Here is a 23,452-nt window from a genome sequence, read left to right on the forward strand (position 1 = left end):
TGAGCGCCATGAGCGCCCCGTCCGCGGCGTCCCTGCTCGTCGACTGCGCCGGTGCGCGGGTCGGGGGCGCGAAACGCCTGCTCAACGAGTTCGACCTCTATCTGCGCGACCGCGAGCTACCCGGCCTCCACACCATCGGACGCGACCGGTCCCTCGGCGCGACCTGGCTGCTGCGACGCGAACGGGAACAGACCCGCGGCGTACGGTTCGACCGGTCGCTGGCACTGAACAACGTCTCGTTCGTGACCGCCGGGCGGGAACGGCACGTGCTCGTCCACGGCGCCCAGCACTTCCTGCGCCGCACGGAGATCCGCCAGCTCGGCCGCCGGATCAGCCCCGCGGTGCACGCCCAGGCGCCGATCGTCTGGGCGGCGCTGCACCGGGCCGACCGCGTCTTCGTCCCGTCGACCAGCATGGCCGAGCGGGTCGCCACCTACGTCCCGTCCGTGCGCAACCGGCTGATCGTCGCCTTCAACCCGGTGACACCCCCCGACCCGGCGTCCGCCCCCGCGTGGAAGGACCCCGCGGGCGCGACCGAGACGACCAGGGCGCGCGGACGCGACGGCGATCCGGTCGACTTCCTGTGCCCGGTCGTGATCCTGCCGCAGAAACTGCTGACCGGACGGCTACGCGCCGGACTCGCCGCACTCGACATCCTCGCCGGCCCACCGCACCGCATCGATGCCACCCTGAGCGTCACCGGTCGCGCCGATCAGCTCGAGGATCCGACTGTGGCCCAGCATCCCCGGCTACGCCTGGTCGGCGAGCATCCCGCCAAGGCCGTCATCGCCATGATGGCCCGCTGCGACGGCGTCTTCTTCCCGCTGGAACTGGAGTCGTTCGGCTATCCGATGGCCGAGGGCCGCATGATGGGCGTGCCGGTGATCGCCCGCGACAGCGCCCACAACCGCGAGATCGCCGGCCCCGCCCTGGTCGGCTACCAGCGGGAGTCCGCCGAGGACATCGCCACCGCCCTGCACGCCGCCCAGGCGATGTCACGCTCGGCGACCCTGAAGCCCGACGATGGCGGCCACTTCGACCGCGGCCGCTACTTCGACCAGCTCCTCGGCCTACCCCCCGCCCACTGACCGCGGATTCCCGACTCGCCGACCACAGCACCCCGCCGGCCCGCCCACGCTGATCCGTGCCCGCTGATCCGTGCCCGCCGGCCTGCCCCCCGGTCGGCGATCCACGAGAAGCGCCTAGTGACCGAGCGGGTCGAGGTCCAGCCGTTCGAGGGAGTCGAGGTGGCCGGGCGGAGTGGACTGCGCCGGTACCGCCGCGGCGAGGCCCCGGTGCGGCGTGGCACCAGCCGTCGTACCAGCCTCGGCCGGCCCACCGATCTCGTCGTACGCGCCGAACTCGTCGGACCTGTCGGACCTGTCGGACCTGTCGGACCCGGCGGACGGCCGGGGTGGAGTCAGGTCGAGACGACGGGCGACGACGAGGTGCTGGCCGGTGACGTCGTCGTCGACGTCCACCAGGGTGGACATCGGGATCAGTTCCAGTTCGCCGAAGCCGGAATCGGTGATCAGCCGGCGCACCTGGTCGGCGGACCGTCCGAAGCAGTTGAGGGCGAACCGCAGCCGCACCCGGCCGACCAGGCCCCGCTCCGCGCGCCACTGCGCCTCGGTGCGCCAGGCCGGATCGTCGATCACCACGTGGAGCAGGAGGCGTCCACCGGGGCGTAGGGCGCCGTGCCAGTCACGCAGCGCCGCGGCGACCACCTCGTCGGTGAGGTGCTGCACGACGGCGATGCAGTAGACGACGTCGACGTCGCGTCCGCTGCGGTGGAAGTCCTCCGCGACGAGGTACTCCAGGTTGGGAGCCGGGTTCAGCACCCGCGCGCAGGCCAGCACACCGCGGGAGACGTCGACCGCGGTCAGGGCGTGGACCCGCGGGGCGACGGCGGCGGCGAGATAGCCCGGGCCGCACCCGACGTCGAGGACGTCGTCGTCCGGGAGCAGGTAGCGACCGAGCAGGTCATGGGCGAGGATGACGCGACTGCGCCGGTTACGCTCGGCCGCGGCGTCGCGGTCATGCTCGTCCGGCTGGAAGTAGTGCGGGCTGAGCGAGAGCAACCGCAGGGCCATGCTTCGGCGGTACCGGGCTGGCGTCGTTGCCAGCAGTACCGGCACCCACCGGGCGCCCAGAAAGTTCTGCGTGCCGGCTGTGGCGAGGGCGTAGCCCGCCAGGGAGCGAAACCGACCACCGAACGTGGCTGGACTGCCGGGCATGCTCGCCGTCCTCTCGGCCACCGGCGGCACCGGACGTGCCACCGCGCACCGGACCGACGAACATCGACGGCGACCACGGCCGTCGAAGATCATCAAACCCGACTATCGCCAAGAGTATTGATGCGAACACTCACGGTCAACAACCGTCGCGGCTCGGCCCGCCGGCCGAGATGCTCCGCTCCGGCGGAAAGGTTTATTCCAGGTAGTCGCGCAGCTTCTGGGAGCGCGACGGATGACGCAGCTTGGACAGCGTCTTGGACTCGATCTGGCGGATCCGCTCCCGGGTGACGCCGAACTCGCGTCCGACCTCCTCCAGGGTGCGCGGGTGACCGTCGGTAAGGCCGAACCGCAGCTGGATGACCTTCTTCTCCCGGTCGGACAGGGTGTGCAGCACCGAGTCGAGCTGCTCCTGCAACAGGATGAAGCTGGCCGCGTCGACGGGGACGACCGCGTCGCAGTCCTCGATGAAGTCGCCGAGGTGGGAGTCCTCCTCCTCACCGATGGGCGTCTCCAGCGAGACCGGCTCCTGGGAGACCTTGAGGATCTCGCGGACCTTGTCCGGGGTGAGATCCATCTCCTTGGCGATCTCCTCCGGGCTCGGCTCGCGGCCGAGGTCCTGGAGCAGCTGGCGCTGGATGCGGATCAGCTTGTTGATCGTCTCGACCATGTGCACCGGGATGCGGATGGTGCGGGCCTGGTCGGCGATGGCGCGCGTGATCGCCTGCCGAATCCACCAGGTGGCGTAGGTCGAGAACTTGTAGCCCTTGGTGTAGTCGAACTTCTCGACCGCCCGGATCAGACCGAGGTTGCCCTCCTGGATGAGGTCCAGGAACAGCATGCCGCGCCCGACGTAACGCTTGGCGATCGAGACCACCAGGCGCAGGTTCGCCTCGACCAGCTTGCGCTTGGCGATCTGACCGTCGCGCTCGATGGCCTCGAGATCCCGACGCATCTGCGGCGAGGTCTTCTTCGTCGCCACCGCGAGCTTCTCGGAGGCGAACAGACCGGCCTCGATCCGCTTGGCGAGGTCGACCTCCTCCTCCGCGGTGAGCAGCGGGACCTTGCCGATCTCCTTGAGGTACATGCGTACCGGGTCGGAGGTCGGGGCCTTGAGCGCGAGTTCCTCCTCCTCCCGGCGGCGCCGGGCGAGCAGGTCGGCCTCGTCGGGGTTCTCTCCCCCCGCCTCCAGCACCTCGATGCCCTCGTCATTGAGCACCTGCAGGACCGTCTCGGCCTGCTCCGGGGGGAGCTCCGCCGCCTGGATGGCGACCGAGACATCCTCGGTGGTGAGGAAACCGATCTCCTTGCCCCGGGTGATGAGGTCCTTGACCTCGTCCACCTGGGCTTCGCGGGGTAGGACGGTAGGACTCATGGGCGGAATCTCGTCACTTCCTTCTCGGGATCGACCCAGGTTACGCGGCACCTACGCCCCGTTCCCGGAGTTGACGCTTGTGCTGTTCCAAAGCGATCAGCTCACCGTAGGCACGGTTGAAGGCATCCGTGTCGGTCGCCGCGTTGAGCCGCTGCACCCGCGACTTCAGGTCGGCGATCCGACGTGTCACATGTAGCTCCTGTACGCGAGACATCTGCTCGTCGACATAACGATCATCAACATCGCGGTCCCACAACAACCTCTCCACGGCCAGGGCGGTGACGACCCGCCGTAGTTCCTCCTCGGTCGCCACCGCCGACAGTTCGGCGACCCAGGCGCCGACGCCGCCGGTTCTCGCCAGCCCCCCGTACACCCCGCCAAGCCGTGCGATGAGCTCACGGACGGCGCGATGCGCGGGAACGGTGAACATCTCCGGAGGCAGCGGGTCGAACATCGCCGCCGCGAACCCCGGGTACTGGATGGCGAGCTTGAGTGCCTCCCGCTCCACGACGGCGGCAGGGTCGGCGGAGTCGACCGTACCCGCCCGACGTGGGCCCACGGTGGAGGCGACCGCGGCGGATCCACCCGGCCCGCCGCGCGCGCCACCCGACGCGCCCGCGGCGATCTCGCCCCGCGCGCCCCCGGCCATCGCGCCGGCCCGAGCCCCACCGGCCCCGTTCGCCCCAGCCCCGGCACGGTCCGTGGCGCGCCCGCGGTGCTCGGCGACCCGGGAGGCGACGAACCGCTCGTCGAGGAAGCCAAGCCAACGGTCGAGATTGACCGCGTACCGATGTCGCAGACCGGTGTCCTTGATCCGACCGACCAGCGGGGCGGCGGCGTCCAGCGCCGCGAGGCGACCCTCGGTGGTGTCGAGGTCGTAGCGCCCGATCACGCCGCGCAGCGCGAACTCCACCAGCGGCACCCGCCGGGCGACCAGTTCGCGTACCGCCGCGTCACCGCCGCGCACCCACAGCTCGCACGGATCAAGCCCGCTGGGCTCGACGGCCACGAACGTCTGGGTGGCGAAGCGCTCCTCGTGCTCGAAGGCCCGCATCGCCGCCTTCTGGCCGGCGGCATCACCGTCGAAGGTGAAGACGACCTCGCCGCGGCGCTCGTCGGAGTCCATCAGCAGGCGACGGACCACCCCGACATGCTCCGCGCCGAACGCCGTGCCACAGGTCGCCACCGCCGTCGTGACCCCGGCCATATGACAGGCCATGACATCGGTGTAGCCTTCCACCACCACAACCTGATAGTGCCGGGCGATGTCGCGCCGGGCCATCTCCGCGCCGTACAGCAGGCTCCCCTTGCGAAAAAGCGGAGTCTCGGGCGTGTTGAGATACTTCGGGCCGGCGTTGGCCGAGCCCTGCTTCGGCGTGGCGGCGTGCGAGGTGTTGCCACCTTCGAGCAGCCGCCCGCCAAATCCCACGACATCACCCGCCAGATCGCGGATCGGCCACATCAGCCGGTGGTGGAAACGATCGATCAGACCGCCCCGGGAGCCCGGTTTGGACAGGCCGCCCAGCACCAGATCCTCACTGGTGAACCGGCGGGCCAGCAGGTGGCGGGTCAGCGTGTCCCACCCGGTGGGGGCGTAGCCGACCCCGAAGCGGTGCGCGGCCTGCGCGTCGAACCCACGGGCGGTGAGGAACTCCTGGCCGGCGCGGGCCGCGGGATGCGCGCCGAGCTGCTCCGCGTAGAACTCCGCGGCCACCCGGTGTGCCTCCAGCAGCCGCTGCCGCTGGCTGGACACGGTGCGGTCGGTGACACCGCCGCCCTCGTAGGTCAACGTGACCCCGGCCCGGCGGGCCAGCCGCTCGGCGGCCTCCCGGAAACTCAGCCCGTCGATCTCGCGGACGAAGGAGTACACGTCGCCGCCCTGCTGGCAGCCGAAGCAGTGGAACAGCCCGGTGGCGACGTTGACATAGAAGGAGGGGGACTTCTCCTCGTGGAACGGGCACAGACCGGCCAGCTCGTTGCGGCCCGCCGCACGCAGTTGGACGTACTCGGAAACCACGTCCGCGATCGGCGAGCGCTCTCGGACGAGGGCCACATCGGCATCACGGATGCGTCCGGCCATCCGCGCCTCCCCTCGTCCCTGCCGGGCGGGGAACCCCGCCCGGGGCAGACCACCCACCAGACCTGTGCCCAGTTGTACCCAGTGAACCGATCTTCCGAACACGGATCGCGAGCCGCCCCGCACATCGGTCCTACCGGTGCGATGGTACGTGTCGTAGGCGCGACAGTACCGATCATGCCACGGGAATGTTGTGGATGACGTCCCCGACCAGCACAGCAGTCAACCGGGCGGCCTGCGTGACCGGATCGGGTGATCGCCGTGCGGGGAGGGCGCGCGCCTCCCCCACCCGGGGTACGGCGGCCGCGGCCCGCCGGTCCCACCTGTTCGCCATGTCGGGCACAACGTTCATCCAACCACCGCGAAGCGGTCATCGCCGGCCACCCGCCGCCAGCTGGACGCGGCTCACAACCCATCCTTGACAGGACGCGCGACGCCTACTAAGCGTTGCGCGAACAGCGCGCCCGGCATCACGGGGACTCCGCGCTCAGGCCGACCCGCCTTCACAGGACGCGACGTTCGGGTCGACCACGCAACGCCGCGTGGCGCCGCACCGCGCTCGCGTCGGTCAGCCGCGCCACCTGGTCGATGATCACGCGCAGGCAGGCGGCGTCGTCCGCCGCGTCCTCGAAGGCCGGCCGCAGCGCCGGGTCAAGCGTGCGGGGCGCGCCCGCGTGCAGCAGGTCGACGAGTTCGCCGACCAGTTCACGCTGACGTGCCTGGCGGGCCCGCGCCCCGGGCCGCTCCATCACGTACCAGGCGGTGACGCCCTTGAGCGCGGCGCACTCGGCGATCGTCGCCTCGTCCACGACCAGATCCGCCCGGTACCGCGTCAGGGGCCCCTCGGGCTGGCGCGCCCGGGTCGCGCGCACGGCCGCGCCGGAGAACCGGCCGATGAGCTCGCTCGTCATCGCCCGCAGCGCCGCCTGACCGCGGGCCGAGGTGATCTCCGAGCGCGGCCACCACGGCTGCGCCCGCAGGGTGTCCAGGGCCACCGCGACGGCCGCCGCCGAGGCCTCCGGGAAACGCTGTGCGGTCGCGGCGGCGAGTTCCCCGCGATGGCCGGGATCATCCAGGGCGGCCAGCTCGATGTGACCGGCGACGACGCCGTCCTCGAGGTCGTGCACCGAGTAGGCGACATCGTCGGCCCAGTTCATGATCTGTGCTTCGACACAGCGCCGGGCCGGTGGCGCACCCTCGCGAAGCCAGTCCAGGATGGCCAGGTCGTCGGAGTAGGCACCGTACTTCGGCGTCCGCGGGTCCGGCCCCGCGCCGCGTGCCCACGGGTATTTCGTCGCCGCGTCCAGGCTCGCCCGGGTGAGGTTGAGACCGGCGCTGCGGCCGCCCTCGTCGACGATCTTGGTTTCCAGCCTCGTCAGCTCGCGCAGGCTCTGCGCGTTGCCCTCGAAGCCACCACACGACGCGGCCGCGATGTCCAGCGCCAGCTCGCCATTATGCCCGAATGGGGGATGGCCCAGGTCATGCGCCAGGCAGGCGGTGTCGACGAGATCGGGGTCCGCGCCGAGCTGCTCGGCGAGCTCCCGACCGACCTGGGCCGTCTCCAGCGAGTGGGTGAGCCTGGTCCGCGGGAAGTCGTCGTCGAGCGGCCCCACGACCTGCGTTTTCCCTGCCAGACGGCGCAATGCGCTCGAGTGGAGCACCCGGGCACGATCCCGGGCGAAGGGACTACGCGGCTGCGGTGTAGCCTTCGGGCGCTCCGCGACCCGACGGACTGTATCCAACCAGCCATACCACTCTGCGACCACGATCCTGAGGGTATCGGGCCGATCTGCGGACTCCGACGGATCGCTGCGACGATACTTTGTGCGCACCCCTCACCAAATCGGCCCGGAGGCCCGCCGTGGACAAACTCGTCAAGTACGCCGCGATCGCATTCCTCATCTTCTTCGTGGTGACTGCACCGAACAGTGCCGCAAGTATCATCGACCGCGTGTTCGGATGGCTGCAGTCATGGGCCAACGGGGTCTCCGAGTTTGTGAGCGACACCGCGCTGTGACCCCGGCGGCTCCCCCGGCCGTACCGGGGGTCCCCGACCGGACCGCGAGGCAGTTGACGCCTGCCGCGACGTCTCGGTGTGGGATCGGTGCCCAGCAAGCCACGATCTCTGGGAGACTGAGATCGTGGTGAGACTCCAACTGCCAGATCCGGCTCAGCGCGACACGAAGTACCTGGCCTCACAGGAGCGCCTGGTCATGATGGTCCGCCAGCACTGGGCGATCCTGCTCCCCGTCTTCCTGCAGACGGCGGGGTCGGTGGTGCTCTCCCTGGCGGCGAACGTCCTGTTCGCCGCGCAGGACGTCGACGCGGGCTTCATCACCATCCTGCTGTGGTACTTCGCGCTCTTCATGATCCTGCGCATGCTCTGGAAGCTCGCGGACTGGCAGTTCGACCACCTGATGATCACGGACAAGCGCCTGCTCAAGGTGTCCGGGATCTTCTTCCGCAAGGTCCAGACGATGCCACTGTCCAAGATCACGGACCTGACCTACAACCGCGACCCCATGGGGCGGCTGCTCGGCTACGGCGAGTTCGTGGTCGAGTCCGCCGGGCAGGACCAGGCGCTGTCGAACATCAAGTTCCTGCCGCGCCCGGACCGGCTCTACCTCACGCTGGTCGACATGACCTTCGGTGGGGCACCGTCGCCCGCGGGCGACGACTGAGCCGTCGGCAGGCGGGCCGGCGGCCGCGACTGGGCCGGCGATCATGCCGGACGGTGGCAGCACATCCGCAGAACGAACGGGGCCGGGGGGATCGATCCCCCCGGCCCCGTTTTCGTTCCGGTTCCGTCACCGCTCGGCGGACGCCACCTCGTTCGGCGACGGCCGCCGCTCAGCCCCGCGGGCTCAGCGCAGCAGGTCGCGCGCCGCGTCGACGATGTGCGGCGCCGAGATACCGGCGGCGTCCAACAGTTCGACGGGCGTGCCCGAGCCGGGCAGCGACCGCACCGCGAGGTGGCGCACCGACAGCGGGAGGCCGCTGTCGTCCAACGCCGCGAGCACCGCGCTCGCCAGACCACCTTCGGGGTAGTGGTCCTCGGTGATCACGATGCGCCCACCGGTGGCCCGCGCCGCCTCGAGCACCGTGGCGGCATCGACCGGCTTGACCGAGTAGAGGTCGATCACCCGGGCGCTGACACCCTCGACGGCCAGCGTGTCGGCGGCCGCGAGCGATTCGTGCAGGGTCACACCGGCACCGATGAGTGTGACGGTGTCGGCATCCGTACGGCGCAGCACCTTCGAGCCACCGGGCGCGAACGGCTCGTCCGGGCCGTAGAGCACGGGGTAGGCCCCACGGGTCGTGCGCAGGTAGCTGATACCGGACAGATCGGCCATCACCTCGACCAGCTTCGCCGTGGACGTGGCGTCGCTGGGGTAGAGCACCGTCGAGCCGTGCACGGCCCGCAGCATCGCCAGGTCCTCCAGCGCCATCTGGGACGGACCGTCCGCGCCGATCTCGACGCCCGCGTGGCTACCGGCCAGTCGGATGTCGACCTGGGAGATCGCCGCCATCCGGATGAAGTCGTAGGCACGGGAGAAGAAGGCCGCGAACGTGGACGCGAACGCCACGTACCCGCGCACCGACAGACCCACCGCTGTCGCCACGAGCTGCTGCTCGGCGATGAACATCTCGAAGAAACGCTCGGGGTGGACCTTGCCGAAGTCCTCGGCGTGGGTGGAGTTGCTGACCTCGGCGTCCAGTGCGACCACGTCGGTGCGCGCACCGATGGCGGCCAGCGCCTGGCCGTAGGCCTTGCGGCTGGCGACCTTGGTGCCGAGCTCGAAGGTCGGCAGGGTGATCGTGGGGCGCTGGACGGGGGCCGGCCGGGGCAGCTCCGGTCCCGGAACCGGGCCGCGCACCCGCAGGTCACGCTCTCCACCGAGCTCGACGATCGCGCGGGCCGCCATGTCCGCTGGCAGCGGCTTGCCGTGCCAGTTCTCCTTGTCGGCGATCTCGGAGAACCCCTCACCCTTGCGGGTGCGGGCGAGGATGACCGTCGGGCGGCTCGCGTCCTCGGCGTCGGCGAGGGCCGCGTCGATCGCGTCGATGTCGTGCCCGTCGATGACGATGGCGCGGGCGCCGAACGCCTCCACCCGCTTGGCGTAACGGTCGAGGTCCCAGCCGATCTCGGTCGGGCCGCGCTGGCCGAGCCGGTTGACGTCCACGATCGCGACGAGGTTCGTCAGCTGGTAGTAGGCGGCCTTGTCCAGCGCCTCCCAGATCGAACCCTCGGCCATCTCACTGTCGCCACAGAGCACCCAGACCCGGTAGGGGGACTTGTCGAGGTACTTGCCGGCGATCGCGACACCGACCGCGTCGGGCAGACCCTGGCCCAGCGAACCCGTGGCCACGTCGACCCAGGGCAGGATCGGGGTGGGGTGGCCCTGCAACCGCTCGCCGAAGCGGCGGTAGCCGTTCATCAGCTCATGGTCGGTGACCACGCCGACGGCCTTGTAGACCGAGTAGAGCAGCGGGGACGCGTGCCCCTTCGAGAAGATGAGGTGGTCGTTGGCCGGATCCTCGGGGTTGTCCCAGTCGTAGCGCAGATGCCGGGCGACCAGCACGGCCAGCACGTCCGCCGCGGACATCGACGAGGTGGGGTGCCCGGAGCCGGCGGAGGTGCTCGAACGCACCGAGTCGACCCGCAGCTGCTGTGCGAGTTCCCGGACCGTCTTCAGATCGGCCGTACCGACCGCGCCCTCGGTTACGGGAGTTGCCACACCAGTCTCCTTATTGTGATCCTCTACGGTGATCGTCAGGTGTCACACGCCGCGTGGCCCGCATTGCTGCCTTGCGCCACTACTGTTCGTCGCACTACCCTTCCGCCCGGCGATCCGAACCGTACCAGCGCGGCTGACCGCCGAAGGGGGCCGCACGAGCCGCTGATAGGTCACATCGACGAACGGTGAGCGCCAACCGCAGCCGCACCTCGGAGGGCTCGGTAACCGCGAGCTGCCCCGGATTTTCGGTCACACCGCGCTGGACGTGGCCTCCGGCGGCGAGGCGCGGTGGAACAGCTGGTACCAACGGTAACCAATTCCCTCGCGCACGATGTAGTGGAACCTGGTGTCGATTCCATGAACGGACGGCCCGCTGGTGACGGGCGAGGTCTGCGCGGCCAGGCCCAGATCGCGGGCCATCGTGCGGGAACGCAGGCTGTGCCATGGATCGGTGACGATGACCGTGGAGCGCAGGTGCCGGGCGTTCATGACACCGGCGACCGCCGTCAGTGACCCGAGTGTGTCCGATCCCTCGGGAATCACGATCACCTTTTCGGCCGGAACGCCGTGGCGACGCAGATACGCGGCGCCGGCCTCGGCCTCGGTGTACCGGTCGCCCGGCTGCTTGCCACCGATCGTGATCACCACTGGTGCGACGCCGGCGCGAAAGAGCACCGCGGCGTGGTCGAGGCGAGCGGCGAACACCGCGGAGGGACGTCCGTCGTACTGGGACGCCCCCAGCACGACCAGCGCGTCCGAGCGGGGATGGTGATCCTCCCGCCCGACCCACCACACCTGGACGACCGTCACCGCCGCCAGCACGACCGACCCGACGGTCAGCGTCGCCGCGACCCGGATCGCCCACCGCCACCAGCGGACGCGATACCAGTCCGCGCTGAACGGACGAAAAGCTCGAAATGGTCGGACGACTCGGCCAGGAACGGACAGACCCACTCGCAGGACGTTAGCCCCTCCCGTCCCCGCCCAGACGGTCCCGCCCACAGCAACCCGTCAAAACCGGCCACATCAGCCGTCAACCGGCCGGAAGGGGCCAGTTGACAGGCACAACGGACCGGTCCGTTCGGGCTGGGCTAACCGAGTGCTTCCCAGTCCAGGGTGCCCGCGGTGAGGTCGCGGATGCGGGCGAGCAGCCCCAGCCGGGCCGCGCGCACGGCCGGGTCGGGATCCATCACCATGAGCCCGTCGAAGAAGCCGTCGACAGCCGCCGGCAGTTCCACCGCCGTGGCCGCCGCCACGAGCTCGGCGAGCGGGACAGCCCCGGGCGCGGTGCCGCCTGACACGATGCCGGCTGGTGCGGTGCCGGTGGTGAGGCGGGCGGCCAGGTCGGTGACCGCGCCCAGCAGGCGGGCGGCGGCGGGTTCGGTGAGCCGGGCTGCATCGACCGTGGCGGGGGTGCCGGCGGGGACGATCCGGCGGACTCGTTGCAGCGCGGCGGTGAGGACCGCGAAACCGGGCTGTTCGAGCAGGGTGCGCAGGGTCGCCAGGGTGTCGGCGGCCCGCACGGGCGTGCCGGTGAGCGGCCCGACGGCCGTCACCAGCCGGTGGTCGACACCGCTGTCGAGCAGCTGCTGGGCGTACCGCCCGCGGACGAACACCTCGGCGGCCTGGAGTGCTTCGGCGCTGACCGGCACGGGGGTGCGCTGGGCCGCGCGGGCGAGCAGGTCGGCCACCGAGAGGCCAGCCAGGCGCGGCTGGCCGGCGAGGATCGCCGCCGCGCCGAGGGCAGCGCGGCGCAGCCCGAACGGATCGGAGCTTCCGGTGGGGGCCGCGTCCAGGGCGAACAGGCCGACGAGCAGGTCAAGCCGGTCGGCGAGGGCCAGCAGGGCGCCGGGCGTCGACGCGGGCAGCTCATCGCCGGCGCGTCGGGGCAGTTCCATCTCGAACAGGGCGAGGGCGACCGCCTCGGTCTCCCCGGCGCGCCGGGCGTACTCGCGGGCCATCGTGCCGGCCAGGCTGGACAGCTCGATCACCATCTGGGTGGCCAGGTCGAACTTGGCCAGGGCCGCGGCCCGGTCGAGGGTGACCCGCTCGTCGTCGACGAGGCCGATCTCGTCGGCGAGTGCGCGGGCGAGCGCGCCGATCCGGTCGGCCCGGTCGGCGACCGAACCGAGGCGCTGCTCGAAGGTGAGTCGGGCCAGATTCGCCCGGAACGTCTCGAGCCCGACCGTGACGTCTGCGTCGTAGAAGAACGCGGCGTCGGCGAACCGTGCGCGGATCACGTCCTCGTTGCCGGCGCGCACCAGCGCCTCGTCGACCTGCCCGTCGGGTACCGCGACGAACGCGGGCAGCAGCTGGCCGGAGGAGTCCCGCACCGGCAGGTAACGCTGGTGCTTGCGCATGACGGTGGTGAGGATCTCGGCGGGCAGCTCGAGGAAACGGGCCTCGAAGGCGCCGAGCAGCGGCCGCGGATACTCCACCAGGTTCGTCACCTCCGCGAGTGTGCCGGCGTCGGCGACCGGGTCGATGTGCCCGCCCTGGTTGGCGGTGAGCTTCGCGGCCCGCTCGACGATCACCTCGCGGCGCTCCGCCGGGTCGAGCAGGATGCCGTGCGCCGCGAGCAGCTCGGGATACCCGGCGGCCTGGCTCACCTCGATCAGCGGGGAGCCCGCTCGCCGGTGGCCGCGGGTGGTCCGCCCGGCGGCGAGGCTGGCCACCGCCACCGGCACCACCGTCTCGCCGAGCAGCGCGACCAGCCAGCGCACCGGCCGGCTGAACGACAGGGCCGGGTCGTTCCACCGCATGTTGCGCTCGCCGCGCAGCCCCGCCACCACATCACCGAGCAGCCCGGCCAGCACCTCAAGGGCGTCGCGGCCGGTGTCGGTCCGCACCAGCGCGACGTGCTCGACCCCGCGATGGTCGACGGTCCGCAGGTCCGCCGCGTCGGCGCCCTGGCCGCGGGCGAAACCGAGGGCGGCCTTCGTGGGAGCACCGGCCGCGTCGTAGGCGGCCGACGCCCGCGGCCCACGCACCACGCGTTCGACGTCCGGCTCGCGCGGGGCGACCTCGTCGACGACGGCGACGATGCGCCGCGGGGTGCCCGTCACCCGCACCTCGCCATGGGTGAGGCGGGTCGCGGCCAGCCGCTCGACCAGCCCCGCGCGCACGGCCGCGATCGTCCGGGTCACCTCGACGGCCGGCAGCTCCTCGGTGCCGATCTCGAACAGCAGCGTCGAGGGTGCCACCACCGGCGCGCCCCCCGTGGCCGCGACGGCCGGTGCCGGCGGCTCGGCGATGCCCAGCGGATGACCGAGTTCCTCGCGCCGTTCCCGCCACAGCGCCGCGACCTCACGGGACAGCCCGCGCATCTGCGCGAACGAGGTCGCCCGCTCGGTCGTGGACACCGCCCCCCGGGAGTCGAGGATGTTGAACGCGTGCGAGCACTTCAGGACATACGAGTGCGCCGGCACGGGAAGCCGTGCGTCGATCAGCCGGCGGGCCTCGCCGGCGTAGTCCGCGTACATCCGCCGGACGGTGTCGATGTCGGCGTCGTCGAGGTAGTACCGCGACATCTCGTATTCCGACTGGCCGAACACCTCCCCGTACGACACTCCCGGGGCATACGTGAGCTCACTGAAGTGACGCACCCCCTGCAGCGCCATGAGGATGCGCTCCATGCCGTAGGTGATCTCGACGCTGATCGCGTCCAGACTCTGCCCACCGGCCTGCTGGAAGTAGGTGAACTGGGTGATCTCCAACCCGTCGAGCCAGACCTCCCAGCCCAGGCCCCACGCGCCAAGCGCCGGGGACGCCCAGTTGTCCTCCACGAACCGGACGTCGTGGGCGGCGGTATCCACCCCGATCGCCGCGAGGCTACCCAGGTAGAGTTCCTGGGCGTTGCCGGGGTCGGGCTTGAGGATCACCTGGAACTGGATGTGCGTCTGCAACCGGTTGGGGTTCTGCCCGTAGCGTGAGTCATCCGGACGCACCGAGGGCTCCACATACGCCACCCGCCACGGCTCGGGACCAAGTACCCGCAGCACCGTCGCCGGGTTGAGCGTACCGGCGCCGACCTCGGTGTTGAACGGCTGCATGATCATGCAGCCCCGGTCGGTCCAGTAGCGGGTCAGCGCCAGCAAAGCGTCCTGCATGGTCAACATCGGTCTGGCCTCGGCTCCTCGGCTCTGCACGGTCGCCTTGAGGCTACCGGTCGGCACCGACACTTCAACGCCGTGAGGGCTCCCCTGTCCTGACCGTGCCCAGCGACCACATCGCGGTTCTGGCCGCCCCGGCCCCCCGATCCAGGAAGGACCGCCCAGGCCTACCGGTCGAGGCCGAGCCCGGGCGCCGCGACATCGGCATCGGCGGCCCGGTCGGAGCGGTAGACCCGCGACGACCTCCCCGGCTCGAGCCCGGCTGTCGCGGGCACCGTGACCTCGGCGGACACCGTGACCTCGGCGAGCGCCGTGACCTCGGCGAGCGCCGTGACCTCGGCGAGTACCTCGAAGGAGCCCGGGGCGTCCACGGCATGGACGAGCAGGGGCGTCAGCGTGCACCGCACGTCGAACGAGGACAGCGCCCGCCGCCAGGCGCCGGGGCCGTCCCATTCGGTGGTGAGCAGCCAGGTCCCGGGCGCGTCCAGGGCGCGGGCCAGTCGTCCGCTACGAAACCCGGCGCACCGCGCCAGCGCCGCCAGTGCCGCGCGTGCCGAGACGGCGAATCCAGCCCCCGCGACATCCGACACCGACTCAGCCAGCCCAGGCCCGTCCAGCCCAGACCCCTCCGACCCGGGCCCGCCCAATGCGGGCCCGTCCACCGTCGGGTCGGGGGCGGCGGGGAGCTGGAAGGTGATCTGCGCGAGCACCGGAGGCGCGGGGTCAGGCACGATGGGCGACGGTACCGCCGTAGCGACGGTCCCGGCGGGCGAACTCCTCGCAGGCGGACCACAGGTGGCGGCGGTCGAAATCGGGCCACAGGGTGTCGACGAAGGAGAGCTCGGCGTAGGCGGCCTGCCAGAGCAGGAAGTTGCTCAGACGTTTCTCCCCGGAGGTGCGGATGACCAGGTCCAGATCGGGCATGTCGGGCTCGTCCAGGTAGCGGCCAACCGTGGCCTCGTCGATCCGGTCCGGGCGCAGCCGGCCCTCCCGGACGTCCCGGGCGATCGCGGCGGCGGCGTCGGCGATCTCCGCACGACCGCCGTAGTTGACGCACATCACCAGGGTGAGCCGGTCGTTGTCCCGGGTGAGCTCCTCGGACGCCTCCAGGCGGCGAATCACGTTGCCCCACAGCCGCGGTCGCCGTCCCGCCCAGCGGACCCGAACGCCGAGGGCGTCCATGTCGTCGATGCGGCGGCCGAACACGCGGTCGGTGAAACGCATCAGGAAGGCGACCTCCTCCGGGGAGCGCTTCCAGTTCTCCGTCGAGAACGCGTACACCGACAACCAGCGGACACCGAGTTCGATCGCGCCCTCGACGCAGTCGAACAGCGCGTCCTCGCCGGCCTCGTGGCCCTTGGTCCGGGCGAGCCCGCGCACCTTCGCCCATCGGCCGTTGCCGTCCATCACGATGCCCACGTGCTTGGGGATCAGGTTCGCCGGCAGCGCCGGGGGCCGGGCTCCGGACGGGTGCGGGTGCGGCTCCCGAAAGCGAGTCGCCAGATCATTTCGAACAGTCACTGCCTACCTCCCGAGATCCGGCCGGGGCAGCGCCGAGCCGTCATCCGTCACACCGCCGGCCGCCGCACCGCCGGCCCGCACACCGTCGCCCGTCACGCCGCTGTCCGCCACGCCGTTGTCCGCCACGTCGTCACCTGCCATCGCCACACCGTCCCCCTGCCGGCACCATCCGGCTGACCGCCGTCGCCGCCGTTGTCGCCGTACACCTCACCATGTCCGCCTTCGCTCCCCTGCAGCGCATCCCCCCCACCCCGGCCATATCCTCACGCCCGTTCCAGATGCGGCAGCGCGCGCAGCCCTCGCTCGATGTGCCACTGGAGGTAGGCCGCGACGATGCCACCGGCCTCCCGCCGGGCCCGCAGGTCGCTGCGCAGTGCGCCGTCCCACTCGCCGCGCAGCAGATCGGTCAGCAACGCCACCGCCCCGGCCGACACCGACGCCGCGCCGTGCGGACGACACCGGGCACACACCATTCCGCCGCCCGCGACGGACAGCGACAGATGCTCACCCGGCTCCCCGCACCGGGCGCAGTCGTCGAGCGCCATCCCGTACCCGGACACCGCCAGCGCACGCAGCACGAAGGCGTCCAGCACCAGCGGCGGGGGGCGCTCCCCGGCCGCGAGCGTGCGCAGGCCGCCGACGAGCAGCAGGAACAGTCGCAGCGCCGGCTGACGCTCCTCGCTGGCGAGCCGTTCGGCGGTCTCCAGCATCACCGCGGCCGCTGTGTGCCGGGCGTAGTCGATGGCGATCGTCGTGCCGTAGGGCGCGATGATGTCGGCCTGGGTGACCGTGTCCAGCGCCCGCCCCTCGTGCAGCAGCAGGTCGACGTACGTCCCCGGCTCCAGGCGGGAGCCGAAGCGGGAGGATGTCCTGCGCACTCCCTTGGCCACGGCCCGCACCCGCCCGGTGCGCCGGGTCAGCACTGTGATGATGCGATCGGCCTCGGCGAGCGGGGTCGTACGCAGCACCACCCCTTCATCGCGATACACCGGCACCCGCCCATGGTTGCACGAGCCCCCGGCGGGGGGGTAAAGCGAGGTAGCCCGACGTCTCCGCGCCCGCGTCGACAGGACGTCCGGTGGCTCCCCGTTGCCTGGTGCCCGGCCCGCCATGCGACCGCCCGTATCCGACCCTCCCGCATCCGAGAACTGCTGGTATGGACGGCCTCACGCATCGTGCCCGCCCCTACGGCGAGCCGGGACATCCCCGCACGACACCCCGGTCATTGCGGATGATGGCTGGGTGCGGGTGGTGCGGCGGGCGGCGCGGGCGATTCTGATCGACGACAGCGGACAGCTGATCCTGTTCCGCCGGACCCTGCCCAAGCGCAAGCCGTACTGGTCAACCCCGGGCGGCGGGGTGGACCCCGAGGACGCCTCGGTGGAGGCTGCTCTGCACCGGGAGCTCGCCGAGGAGCTCGGTGCGGTCGTCGACCGCGTCCAACCGGTGTTCTTCATGAGCCCACCCCGCAACGGTGGTCTCGCCGTGTCCCACTTCTTCGTCTGCCGGCTGGTCTCGATGGACCTCTCGCTACGCACCGGGGAGGAGTTCTCCAACCCCGCCAAAGGCCGTTACGACGTCGAGCGCATCGACCTGTACAGCAAGAAGCTGGCTCGCTACGCCCTGCAACCCTCCGAGCTCAAGACCTTCATCCTCACCAACCGCCAGGCCCTCATCCTCGCCGCCCTCGACGACACCGCCCCCGCCCTGCACACCCCACCCGCACCGCTTCCCCCGATCGCCCCCACCACGCCCTCGGACGAGCCCGCCGCGCCACCAGAGGCCCCTGCTCCGCCAGGGGGCGGATCAGGACCAGCGGCACCGCAGGACGCCGACACGTCGACCAGCACGAGCCCACAGCGGCCTCGACGAGGCTGGTGGCGCCGGACGGGACGAGACGACGCGTAGCGGCGGTCGGGTCAGAAGCCCAGACGACGCAGCTGGCGGGGGTCGCGTTGCCAGTCCTTGGCCACCTTGACGTGCAGGTCGAGGAAGACGGGGGTGCCGAGCAGCGCCTCGATCTGCGAGCGGGCCCGGGAACCGACGTCCTTGAGTCGGGAGCCGCCGGCGCCGATGACGATCGCCTTCTGGCTGGGACGTTCCACGAAGACATGGACCCGCACGTCCAGCAGCGGACGATCGGCGGGGCGGTCCTCGCGGGGAATCATCTCCTCGACGACGACGGCCAGGGAGTGCGGCAGCTCGTCGCGAACACCCTCCAACGCGGCTTCCCGGACGAGTTCGGCGACCATGACCTGCTCCGGCTCGTCGGTGAGTTCACCGTCGGGGTAGAGCACGGGGCCGGTGGGCAGGTGCGAGACGAGCACGTCGGCGAGCACGTCCACCTGGAAGGAGCGCACGGCGCTGACGGGGACGATGTCATGGAAGTCGCCGAGTTTGGCGACCTCCAGCAGGCGCGCGCCGACCCGGTCGTGGTCGGCGACCTTGTCGGTCTTGGTGAGGATCGCGATGATCGGGGTGCGCTTGGGCAGCCGGGCCAGTTCCTCGGCGATGAACCGGTCGCCGCGGCCCAGCGGCTCGTCGGCGGGCATGCAGAACCCGACGAGATCCACCTCGGAGAGCGTGGCCCGCACGACGTCGTTGAGCCGTTGGCCGAGCAGGGTCCGCGGCCGGTGCAGGCCGGGGGTGTCGACGAGGATGAGCTGGGCGTCGTCGCGGTGCACGATGCCGCGGATGGCGTGCCGGGTGGTCTGCGGCCGGCCGCTGGTGATGGCCACCTTGGACCCGACGAGGGCGTTGGTGAGCGTGGACTTGCCGGCGTTGGGCCGGCCCACGAAGCAGGCGAACCCGGCCCGGTAGCCGGGCGGGCTCTCGCCCACCGGCACCAGGTTGGACGACGCGGCGGCCAGCGGCCGGGAACCACCGGTGGCACGGGAACCGCCCGATGAGCGGGTGGAGCGGGAGGCGGCCATGTCAGCTGGTGGTCCTTGCGCGCAGAACGCCGTCGGGTCCGGCCACGAACACCGGAACGCCGGTGCCGAACTCGGCCAGGGTGGCCAGGTCATCGGCGCTCGGGCCGGCCGCCAGGTCGGAGGTGGACTCGCCGGTGACGACGGCGGCGGCCTCGAAACGCCGGGCACCGCTGGACACGGCCGCGGCGATCGCCGCACGCAACGCCGAGATGGCGAGCTCCGGGCGGGCGAGGCCGAGGGTCGCGGCGTTGTAGGTGCGGCCGTCGGTGTCCCGCAGGGCCGCGCCCTGGGCGACGGCTCCGGTGGGGACATAGGCGCGCAGGCGGGCGGAGCGAGCCAGCACGAGCAGTTTCGCGTCCTCGGCGGCAAGCTCCGGGCCAGGCCCGCCGACAGCCGCAACCGGGCCGGACACGGACGGATCGGTCGTCACGAGATCACCTTTCGCTGCTCTGCCGCGCTCTGCTTCGACGAACCGTTGGTGGCGGGTGCCTCGCCGGACGCCGGGGCGGGCCGCCGGGCGACGACGATCGTGCCGATCTGGTTGCGGCGACCCGCCGCCCGCTCGGCCGTCAGCCGCAGGCCGGCGACGGTCGCGCTGGAACCCGGGATCGGAACCCGACCAAGGGCGGTCGCCAGCAGGCCGCCGACGGTGACCGAGTCGTCCGCCCGGGGAAGTTCGTCGACGTCCAGATCGAACATCTCACCGAGATCGTCCACGTCGAGGCGGGCGGTTACCCGAGCGGTGTCGGCGTCGAGCCACTCCACCGGGGCCACCTCGTTGTCGTACTCGTCGGTGATCTCACCGACGATCTCCTCGAGGATGTCCTCGATGGTCACCAGGCCGGCTGTTCCACCGTACTCGTCGATGACGATCGCCATGTGGGTGCGGGAGGCCTGCATCTCACGCAGCAGGTCGTCGGCGGGCTTGCTCTCGGGCACCAGGGCCGGTGCCCGCATGATCTCCGCGACGGCGACCTCGTGTCCCGACACGACCGTGTCGCGTCCCGCGCCGGCGGTGTCGTGCGTCGGGGCGTCCTCGGCGCGCTCGTGGCGGACCATGTCCTTGAGGAACGCGATCCCGACCACGTCGTCCACGCTGTCGCCGATGACCGGGACGCGGGAGAACCCGCTGCGCAGCGCCAGTGAGAGGGCCTGGCGCATAGACTTGGTCGACTCGATGAACACCATGTCCGGGCGGGGCACCATCACCTCACGTACCACGGTGTCGCCGAGCTCGAACACGGACGCGATCATGTCGCGTTCCTCGCGTTCGATGACCTCGTTCTCCTGCGCGAGGTCGACCAGGTCACGCAGTTCCGCCTCGGAGGCGAACGGCCCGTCGCGGTAGCCGGGGCCGGGGGTCACCGCGTTACCGAACGCGATGAGCAGTCGGGGCAGCGGGCCGAGGATGCGGGCCAGCCGCACCGTGATACCGGCGGTGGCCAGGGCCACCCCGGGTGCGTGCTGGCGGCCGACGGTCCGAAACATCACGCCGACGAGGATGTAGGCGATCAGTGTCGCCACCAGCGCGCCCAGTCCGACCGCGGCGAAGCCGGAGCCGTAGGCATGGACGAACAGCACGGTCAGGCAGGCCGCCGCCAGCATCTCGGCGGCGATCCGCAGCAACAGCAGCGGCGCCAGGTAACGGCCGGGGTCGGTGACGATCAGTGACAGGCTCGCCGCGCCGGCCCGACCCGCCCGGGCGAACGTGTCGACGGCGACCCGCGAGACCCGGGTCAGGGCCGCGTCCACGCAGCCGAAGCCGGCGGCGGCCAGGGAACCGACCACGGTCAGGAAGAGCAGTATCAGCGTGCCGGAGCTCATCGTCGACGATCTCCGGTCAGCGTTCGTCGGCCGGACCGGTCTCGCCAGTCCCGCCCGCCGCACCCGTGCCCGCACCCGCGTCGGATGTTCCGCCCGCGGCACCGGACGCGCCCGCCGCGTCCGCCGGCCCGTCCACCGTGGACGTGCCCCCGCGGGTGGCCTCGCCGGTGGTCGTGGCAGGCCGGGTGGGGGTGGCCTTCACCGCGGTGTCCCAGGCGGACAGCAGCCGGTTCTGGATCTTCCACATCTCGCGTTCCTCGTCCGGCTCGGCGTGGTCGAACCCGAGCAGGTGCAGGATGCCGTGGGTGCACAGCAGGTGCAGCTCACGTTCGAACGCGTGCCCGGCCTGCTCGGCCTGGCGATGCGCGACCGACGGGCAGAGCACGACATCGCCGAGCAGCAGCGTCGGATCATCGTCGCCGGACTCCGACCAGGAGGCGTCGAAGGCCTCGTCCTGCGCGAACGACAGGACGTCGGTGGGACCCTCCTCGCCCATGTACCGCACGTGCAGGTCGGTCATGGCCTTTTCCTCGACGAGCAGGACGGACAGCTCCGCGAGCGGGCTGACCTTCATCGCGTCCAGGACGAACCGGGCGAGCGCCGTCAGCAGCACCTCGTCGACCTCGGTGGCGCCGGACTCGTTCGCGACGAACACGGCCATCAGCGGTCCTCTCCGACCGCCGGAACGGTCACCGTCGGTCCCGACGGGCGGATCGACCCGAAGCCGACGACGCACCCGCACCAGCAGCACCCGAGCCCGCGCCCGCTGCGCCCGCGTCCTCGGCGGCGTCCCAGCGGGCGTAGGCGTCGACGATCTCGCCGACCAGCCGGTGACGAACCACATCGGCGCTGGTCAGCGACGCGAAGTGGACGTCGTCCAGCCCGTCGAGGATCTCGCGGACCACCCGCAGGCCACTGCGGGTGCCGCTGGGCAGGTCAACCTGGGTGATGTCGCCCGTGACGACGATCTTGGCACCGAAGCCGAGTCGGGTCAGGAACATCTTCATCTGCTCGGGCGAGGTGTTCTGCGCCTCGTCCAGGATGATGAACGCGTCGTTGAGGGTCCGGCCACGCATGTAGGCCAGTGGCGCGACCTCGATCGTGCCGCTCTGCATCAGCCGGGGAATCGAATCCGGATCGATCATGTCGTGCAACGCGTCGTACAGCGGCCGCAGATACGGGTCGATCTTCTCGTACAGGGTGCCGGGCAGGAAGCCGAGCCGCTCCCCCGCCTCCACCGCCGGACGGGTCAGGATGATCCGGTTGACCTTCTTCGCCTGCAGCGCCTGCACGGCCTTCGCCATCGCCAGATAGGTCTTGCCGGTGCCGGCGGGACCGATACCGAACACGATGGTGTGGGCGTCGATCGCGTCGACGTAACGCTTCTGGTTGAGCGTCTTCGGCCGGATCGTGCGACCACGGTTCGACAGGATGTTGAGGGTGAGGACCTCGGCGGGGCGCTCCTGCGCTCCGCTGCGCAGCATCGCCAGACAATGGTCGACGTGCTGCGGGGTGAGTTCCGTACCGGCGTCGAGCAGTGCGATGAGCTCGACGAACAGTTTCCTGGCGAGCTCGTTGTCGGCCGGCGCACCGGTGATGGTGATCTCGTTGCCGCGGACGTGGATGTCGGCGGCGACGGCCCCTTCGATGGTGCGCAGCAGCTCGTCCTGATGGCCGAGCAGGCTCACCATGCTGTGCGGTCCGGGAACGACGATGCGCGTCGTTCCCGGGGCGGGCGACGCGCCGGAAGGCGTGGCGGATTCGGGCATAGAGAGCGGCCGGTGACGGCCGCGGCACCTCTCGGCTGTGGGGTTACCTGCAGTGTCGAATATCCAGTCTAGCCAACCTCAGCCCGACCCGTCCCAACGACCGAGTTCGGCCAGCACGATCGACGCGGCGACCACTCCGGCGGTCGACGTCCGCAGCACGGTCGGCCCGAGCCGGGCCACCGCCGCACCCGCCGTGCGCAGGTCGTCCACCTCGGCGTCGGTGAGGCCGCCCTCGGGCCCGACGACGAGCAGGATCTCCCCCATCCCACCGTCGCCCGGCCGGTCGTCGCTGCCCGGCCGCTCGCGCAGCAGTCCGACGAGCCCGTGCGTGGCCTGCTCGTGCAGGGTGACGGCGACGGTGGTCGCGGTGGCGGCCCGGCGGGCGAGTTCGGCGAGGCTCGCCAGCGGCGCGACCGTCGGCCAGTGCAGGCGGTGGGACTGTTTGGCCGCCTCCTGCGCGGTGCGGACCCAGCGTTCCCGCGCCCGGGCACCGCGCTCACCCTCCCAGCGGACCACCGAGCGGGCCGCCGCGAACGGCACGATCTCGTCGACGCCGACCTCGGTGAGCATCTCCACGGCGCGTTCCCCGCGATCCCCCTTGACCAGCGCCTGGGCGACGACCAGGCGCACGCCGGGCGCCGCCGCCTCGACCCGCCGTCGCACGGCGCAGTCGATCTCGTCCCGGCGGACGGCGACGACCTCGCATTCCAGCGCCCAGCCGGCGCCGTCGGTGAGATCAACCGGCTCACCGGGGCGCAACCGGCGCACCGTGGCCGCGTGCCGGCCCTCGGGACCGGCCAGGGTGACGACCTCGCCCGCGGGCAGCGGGCGCAGGTGGAACAGGGCGTTGGTCAGCGGGGGTCCTCGG

22 protein-coding genes are annotated in these 23,452 nt (G+C 71.4%); 4 read left to right on the forward strand and 18 right to left on the reverse strand.

The window, feature by feature from the left end; genetic code table 11:
• The first annotated feature begins 8 nt into the window (after window positions 1-8).
• Window positions 9-1,088 (forward strand): glycosyltransferase, encoded by a 1,080-nt coding sequence (locus G6R24_RS04160; RefSeq protein WP_163547865.1) that lies wholly within the window; start codon window positions 9-11, stop codon window positions 1,086-1,088.
• Between the two features lie 114 nt (window positions 1,089-1,202).
• Here G6R24_RS04160 and G6R24_RS04165 read toward each other — a convergent pair whose 3' ends face one another.
• The 5 genes from G6R24_RS04165 to G6R24_RS04185 all read right to left on the reverse strand — a co-directional run bounded on the left by G6R24_RS04165 (window position 1,203) and on the right by G6R24_RS04185 (window position 7,452).
• Complete coding sequence (locus tag G6R24_RS04165; protein ID WP_163547844.1) at window positions 1,203-2,237, reverse strand: class I SAM-dependent methyltransferase; 1,035 nt, start codon at window positions 2,235-2,237, stop codon at window positions 1,203-1,205.
• Between the two features lie 193 nt (window positions 2,238-2,430).
• Entirely contained in the window at window positions 2,431-3,609 is a 1,179-nt protein-coding gene (locus tag G6R24_RS04170) for an RNA polymerase sigma factor (RefSeq protein ID WP_101834813.1), read from the reverse strand.
• 40 nt (window positions 3,610-3,649) lie between these two features.
• Window positions 3,650-5,689 carry a DNA primase gene (gene dnaG / locus G6R24_RS04175; RefSeq protein ID WP_163547845.1) on the reverse strand — a complete coding sequence of 680 codons (2,040 nt, stop codon included), beginning with the start codon at window positions 5,687-5,689 and terminating at the stop codon, window positions 3,650-3,652.
• Window positions 5,690-5,861: 172 nt separating this feature from the next.
• The gene (locus tag G6R24_RS04180) at window positions 5,862-6,038 is read right to left on the reverse strand and encodes a hypothetical protein (protein ID WP_163547846.1); all 177 of its coding nucleotides are present in this window, start codon (window positions 6,036-6,038) and stop codon (window positions 5,862-5,864) included.
• A gap of 151 nt (window positions 6,039-6,189) precedes the next feature.
• Window positions 6,190-7,452 (reverse strand): deoxyguanosinetriphosphate triphosphohydrolase, encoded by a 1,263-nt coding sequence (locus G6R24_RS04185; protein WP_163547847.1) that lies wholly within the window; start codon window positions 7,450-7,452, stop codon window positions 6,190-6,192.
• 95 nt (window positions 7,453-7,547) lie between these two features.
• Between G6R24_RS04185 and G6R24_RS21575 the strand changes: the two genes are divergently transcribed.
• A complete protein-coding gene (locus tag G6R24_RS21575; RefSeq protein ID WP_175084481.1) occupies window positions 7,548-7,703 on the forward strand; it encodes a hypothetical protein in 156 nt (51 codons plus the stop codon).
• Between the two features lie 124 nt (window positions 7,704-7,827).
• Window positions 7,828-8,367: a PH domain-containing protein gene (locus tag G6R24_RS04190; protein ID WP_163547848.1), complete on the forward strand. Its 540-nt coding sequence runs from the start codon at window positions 7,828-7,830 to the stop codon at window positions 8,365-8,367.
• A 183-nt stretch (window positions 8,368-8,550) separates the two neighbouring features.
• On the opposite strand, the gene G6R24_RS04195 is transcribed toward G6R24_RS04190, so the two are convergent.
• The 7 genes from G6R24_RS04195 to recO all read right to left on the reverse strand — a co-directional run bounded on the left by G6R24_RS04195 (window position 8,551) and on the right by recO (window position 17,053).
• Window positions 8,551-10,425 carry a transketolase gene (locus tag G6R24_RS04195; RefSeq protein WP_163547849.1) on the reverse strand — a complete coding sequence of 625 codons (1,875 nt, stop codon included), beginning with the start codon at window positions 10,423-10,425 and terminating at the stop codon, window positions 8,551-8,553.
• A 249-nt stretch (window positions 10,426-10,674) separates the two neighbouring features.
• Window positions 10,675-11,379 carry a YdcF family protein gene (locus tag G6R24_RS04200; protein ID WP_163547850.1) on the reverse strand — a complete coding sequence of 235 codons (705 nt, stop codon included), beginning with the start codon at window positions 11,377-11,379 and terminating at the stop codon, window positions 10,675-10,677.
• Between the two features lie 137 nt (window positions 11,380-11,516).
• Complete coding sequence (locus tag G6R24_RS04205; RefSeq protein WP_163547851.1) at window positions 11,517-14,543, reverse strand: glycine--tRNA ligase; 3,027 nt, start codon at window positions 14,541-14,543, stop codon at window positions 11,517-11,519.
• A 161-nt stretch (window positions 14,544-14,704) separates the two neighbouring features.
• Window positions 14,705-15,268 carry an antibiotic biosynthesis monooxygenase gene (locus G6R24_RS04210; protein ID WP_225438101.1) on the reverse strand — a complete coding sequence of 188 codons (564 nt, stop codon included), beginning with the start codon at window positions 15,266-15,268 and terminating at the stop codon, window positions 14,705-14,707.
• On the reverse strand, window positions 15,261-16,058 hold the full coding sequence (locus G6R24_RS04215) for an isoprenyl transferase (RefSeq protein ID WP_163547852.1): 798 nt from the start codon (window positions 16,056-16,058) through the stop codon (window positions 15,261-15,263). The genes G6R24_RS04210 and G6R24_RS04215 overlap by 8 nt, the downstream gene beginning before the upstream one ends.
• Before the next feature lie 3 nt (window positions 16,059-16,061).
• The gene (locus tag G6R24_RS04220) at window positions 16,062-16,199 is read right to left on the reverse strand and encodes a hypothetical protein (protein WP_163547853.1); all 138 of its coding nucleotides are present in this window, start codon (window positions 16,197-16,199) and stop codon (window positions 16,062-16,064) included.
• Between the two features lie 122 nt (window positions 16,200-16,321).
• Window positions 16,322-17,053, reverse strand: a complete 732-nt coding sequence (recO, locus tag G6R24_RS04225; protein WP_175084480.1) for a DNA repair protein RecO — start codon at window positions 17,051-17,053, stop codon at window positions 16,322-16,324.
• A gap of 247 nt (window positions 17,054-17,300) precedes the next feature.
• Between recO and G6R24_RS04230 the strand changes: the two genes are divergently transcribed.
• Window positions 17,301-17,966 carry an NUDIX domain-containing protein gene (locus tag G6R24_RS04230; RefSeq protein WP_225438102.1) on the forward strand — a complete coding sequence of 222 codons (666 nt, stop codon included), beginning with the start codon at window positions 17,301-17,303 and terminating at the stop codon, window positions 17,964-17,966.
• A gap of 11 nt (window positions 17,967-17,977) precedes the next feature.
• Here the strand turns inward: G6R24_RS04230 and era are convergent, their stop codons facing one another.
• The 6 genes from era to G6R24_RS04260 all read right to left on the reverse strand — a co-directional run bounded on the left by era (window position 17,978) and on the right by G6R24_RS04260 (window position 23,427).
• The gene (gene era, locus G6R24_RS04235; protein WP_163547855.1) at window positions 17,978-18,991 is read right to left on the reverse strand and encodes a GTPase Era; all 1,014 of its coding nucleotides are present in this window, start codon (window positions 18,989-18,991) and stop codon (window positions 17,978-17,980) included.
• A 1-nt stretch (window position 18,992) separates the two neighbouring features.
• Entirely contained in the window at window positions 18,993-19,421 is a 429-nt protein-coding gene (locus G6R24_RS04240; RefSeq protein ID WP_225438103.1) for a cytidine/deoxycytidylate deaminase family protein, read from the reverse strand.
• The gene (locus tag G6R24_RS04245) at window positions 19,418-20,815 is read right to left on the reverse strand and encodes a hemolysin family protein (RefSeq protein WP_163547856.1); all 1,398 of its coding nucleotides are present in this window, start codon (window positions 20,813-20,815) and stop codon (window positions 19,418-19,420) included. Before G6R24_RS04245 ends, G6R24_RS04240 begins: the two co-directional genes overlap by 4 nt.
• 16 nt (window positions 20,816-20,831) lie before the next feature.
• Window positions 20,832-21,476 carry an rRNA maturation RNase YbeY gene (gene ybeY, locus G6R24_RS04250; RefSeq protein ID WP_163547857.1) on the reverse strand — a complete coding sequence of 215 codons (645 nt, stop codon included), beginning with the start codon at window positions 21,474-21,476 and terminating at the stop codon, window positions 20,832-20,834.
• Window positions 21,477-21,504: 28 nt separating this feature from the next.
• Window positions 21,505-22,584 (reverse strand): PhoH family protein, encoded by a 1,080-nt coding sequence (locus G6R24_RS04255; protein ID WP_163547858.1) that lies wholly within the window; start codon window positions 22,582-22,584, stop codon window positions 21,505-21,507.
• 78 nt (window positions 22,585-22,662) lie between these two features.
• A complete protein-coding gene (locus G6R24_RS04260) occupies window positions 22,663-23,427 on the reverse strand; it encodes a 16S rRNA (uracil(1498)-N(3))-methyltransferase (protein ID WP_163547868.1) in 765 nt (254 codons plus the stop codon).
• Window positions 23,428-23,452 lie beyond the last annotated feature (25 nt).

The organism is Candidatus Frankia nodulisporulans (assembly GCF_902806475.1).
GTDB lineage: Bacteria > Actinomycetota > Actinomycetes > Frankiales > Frankiaceae > Frankia > Frankia umida.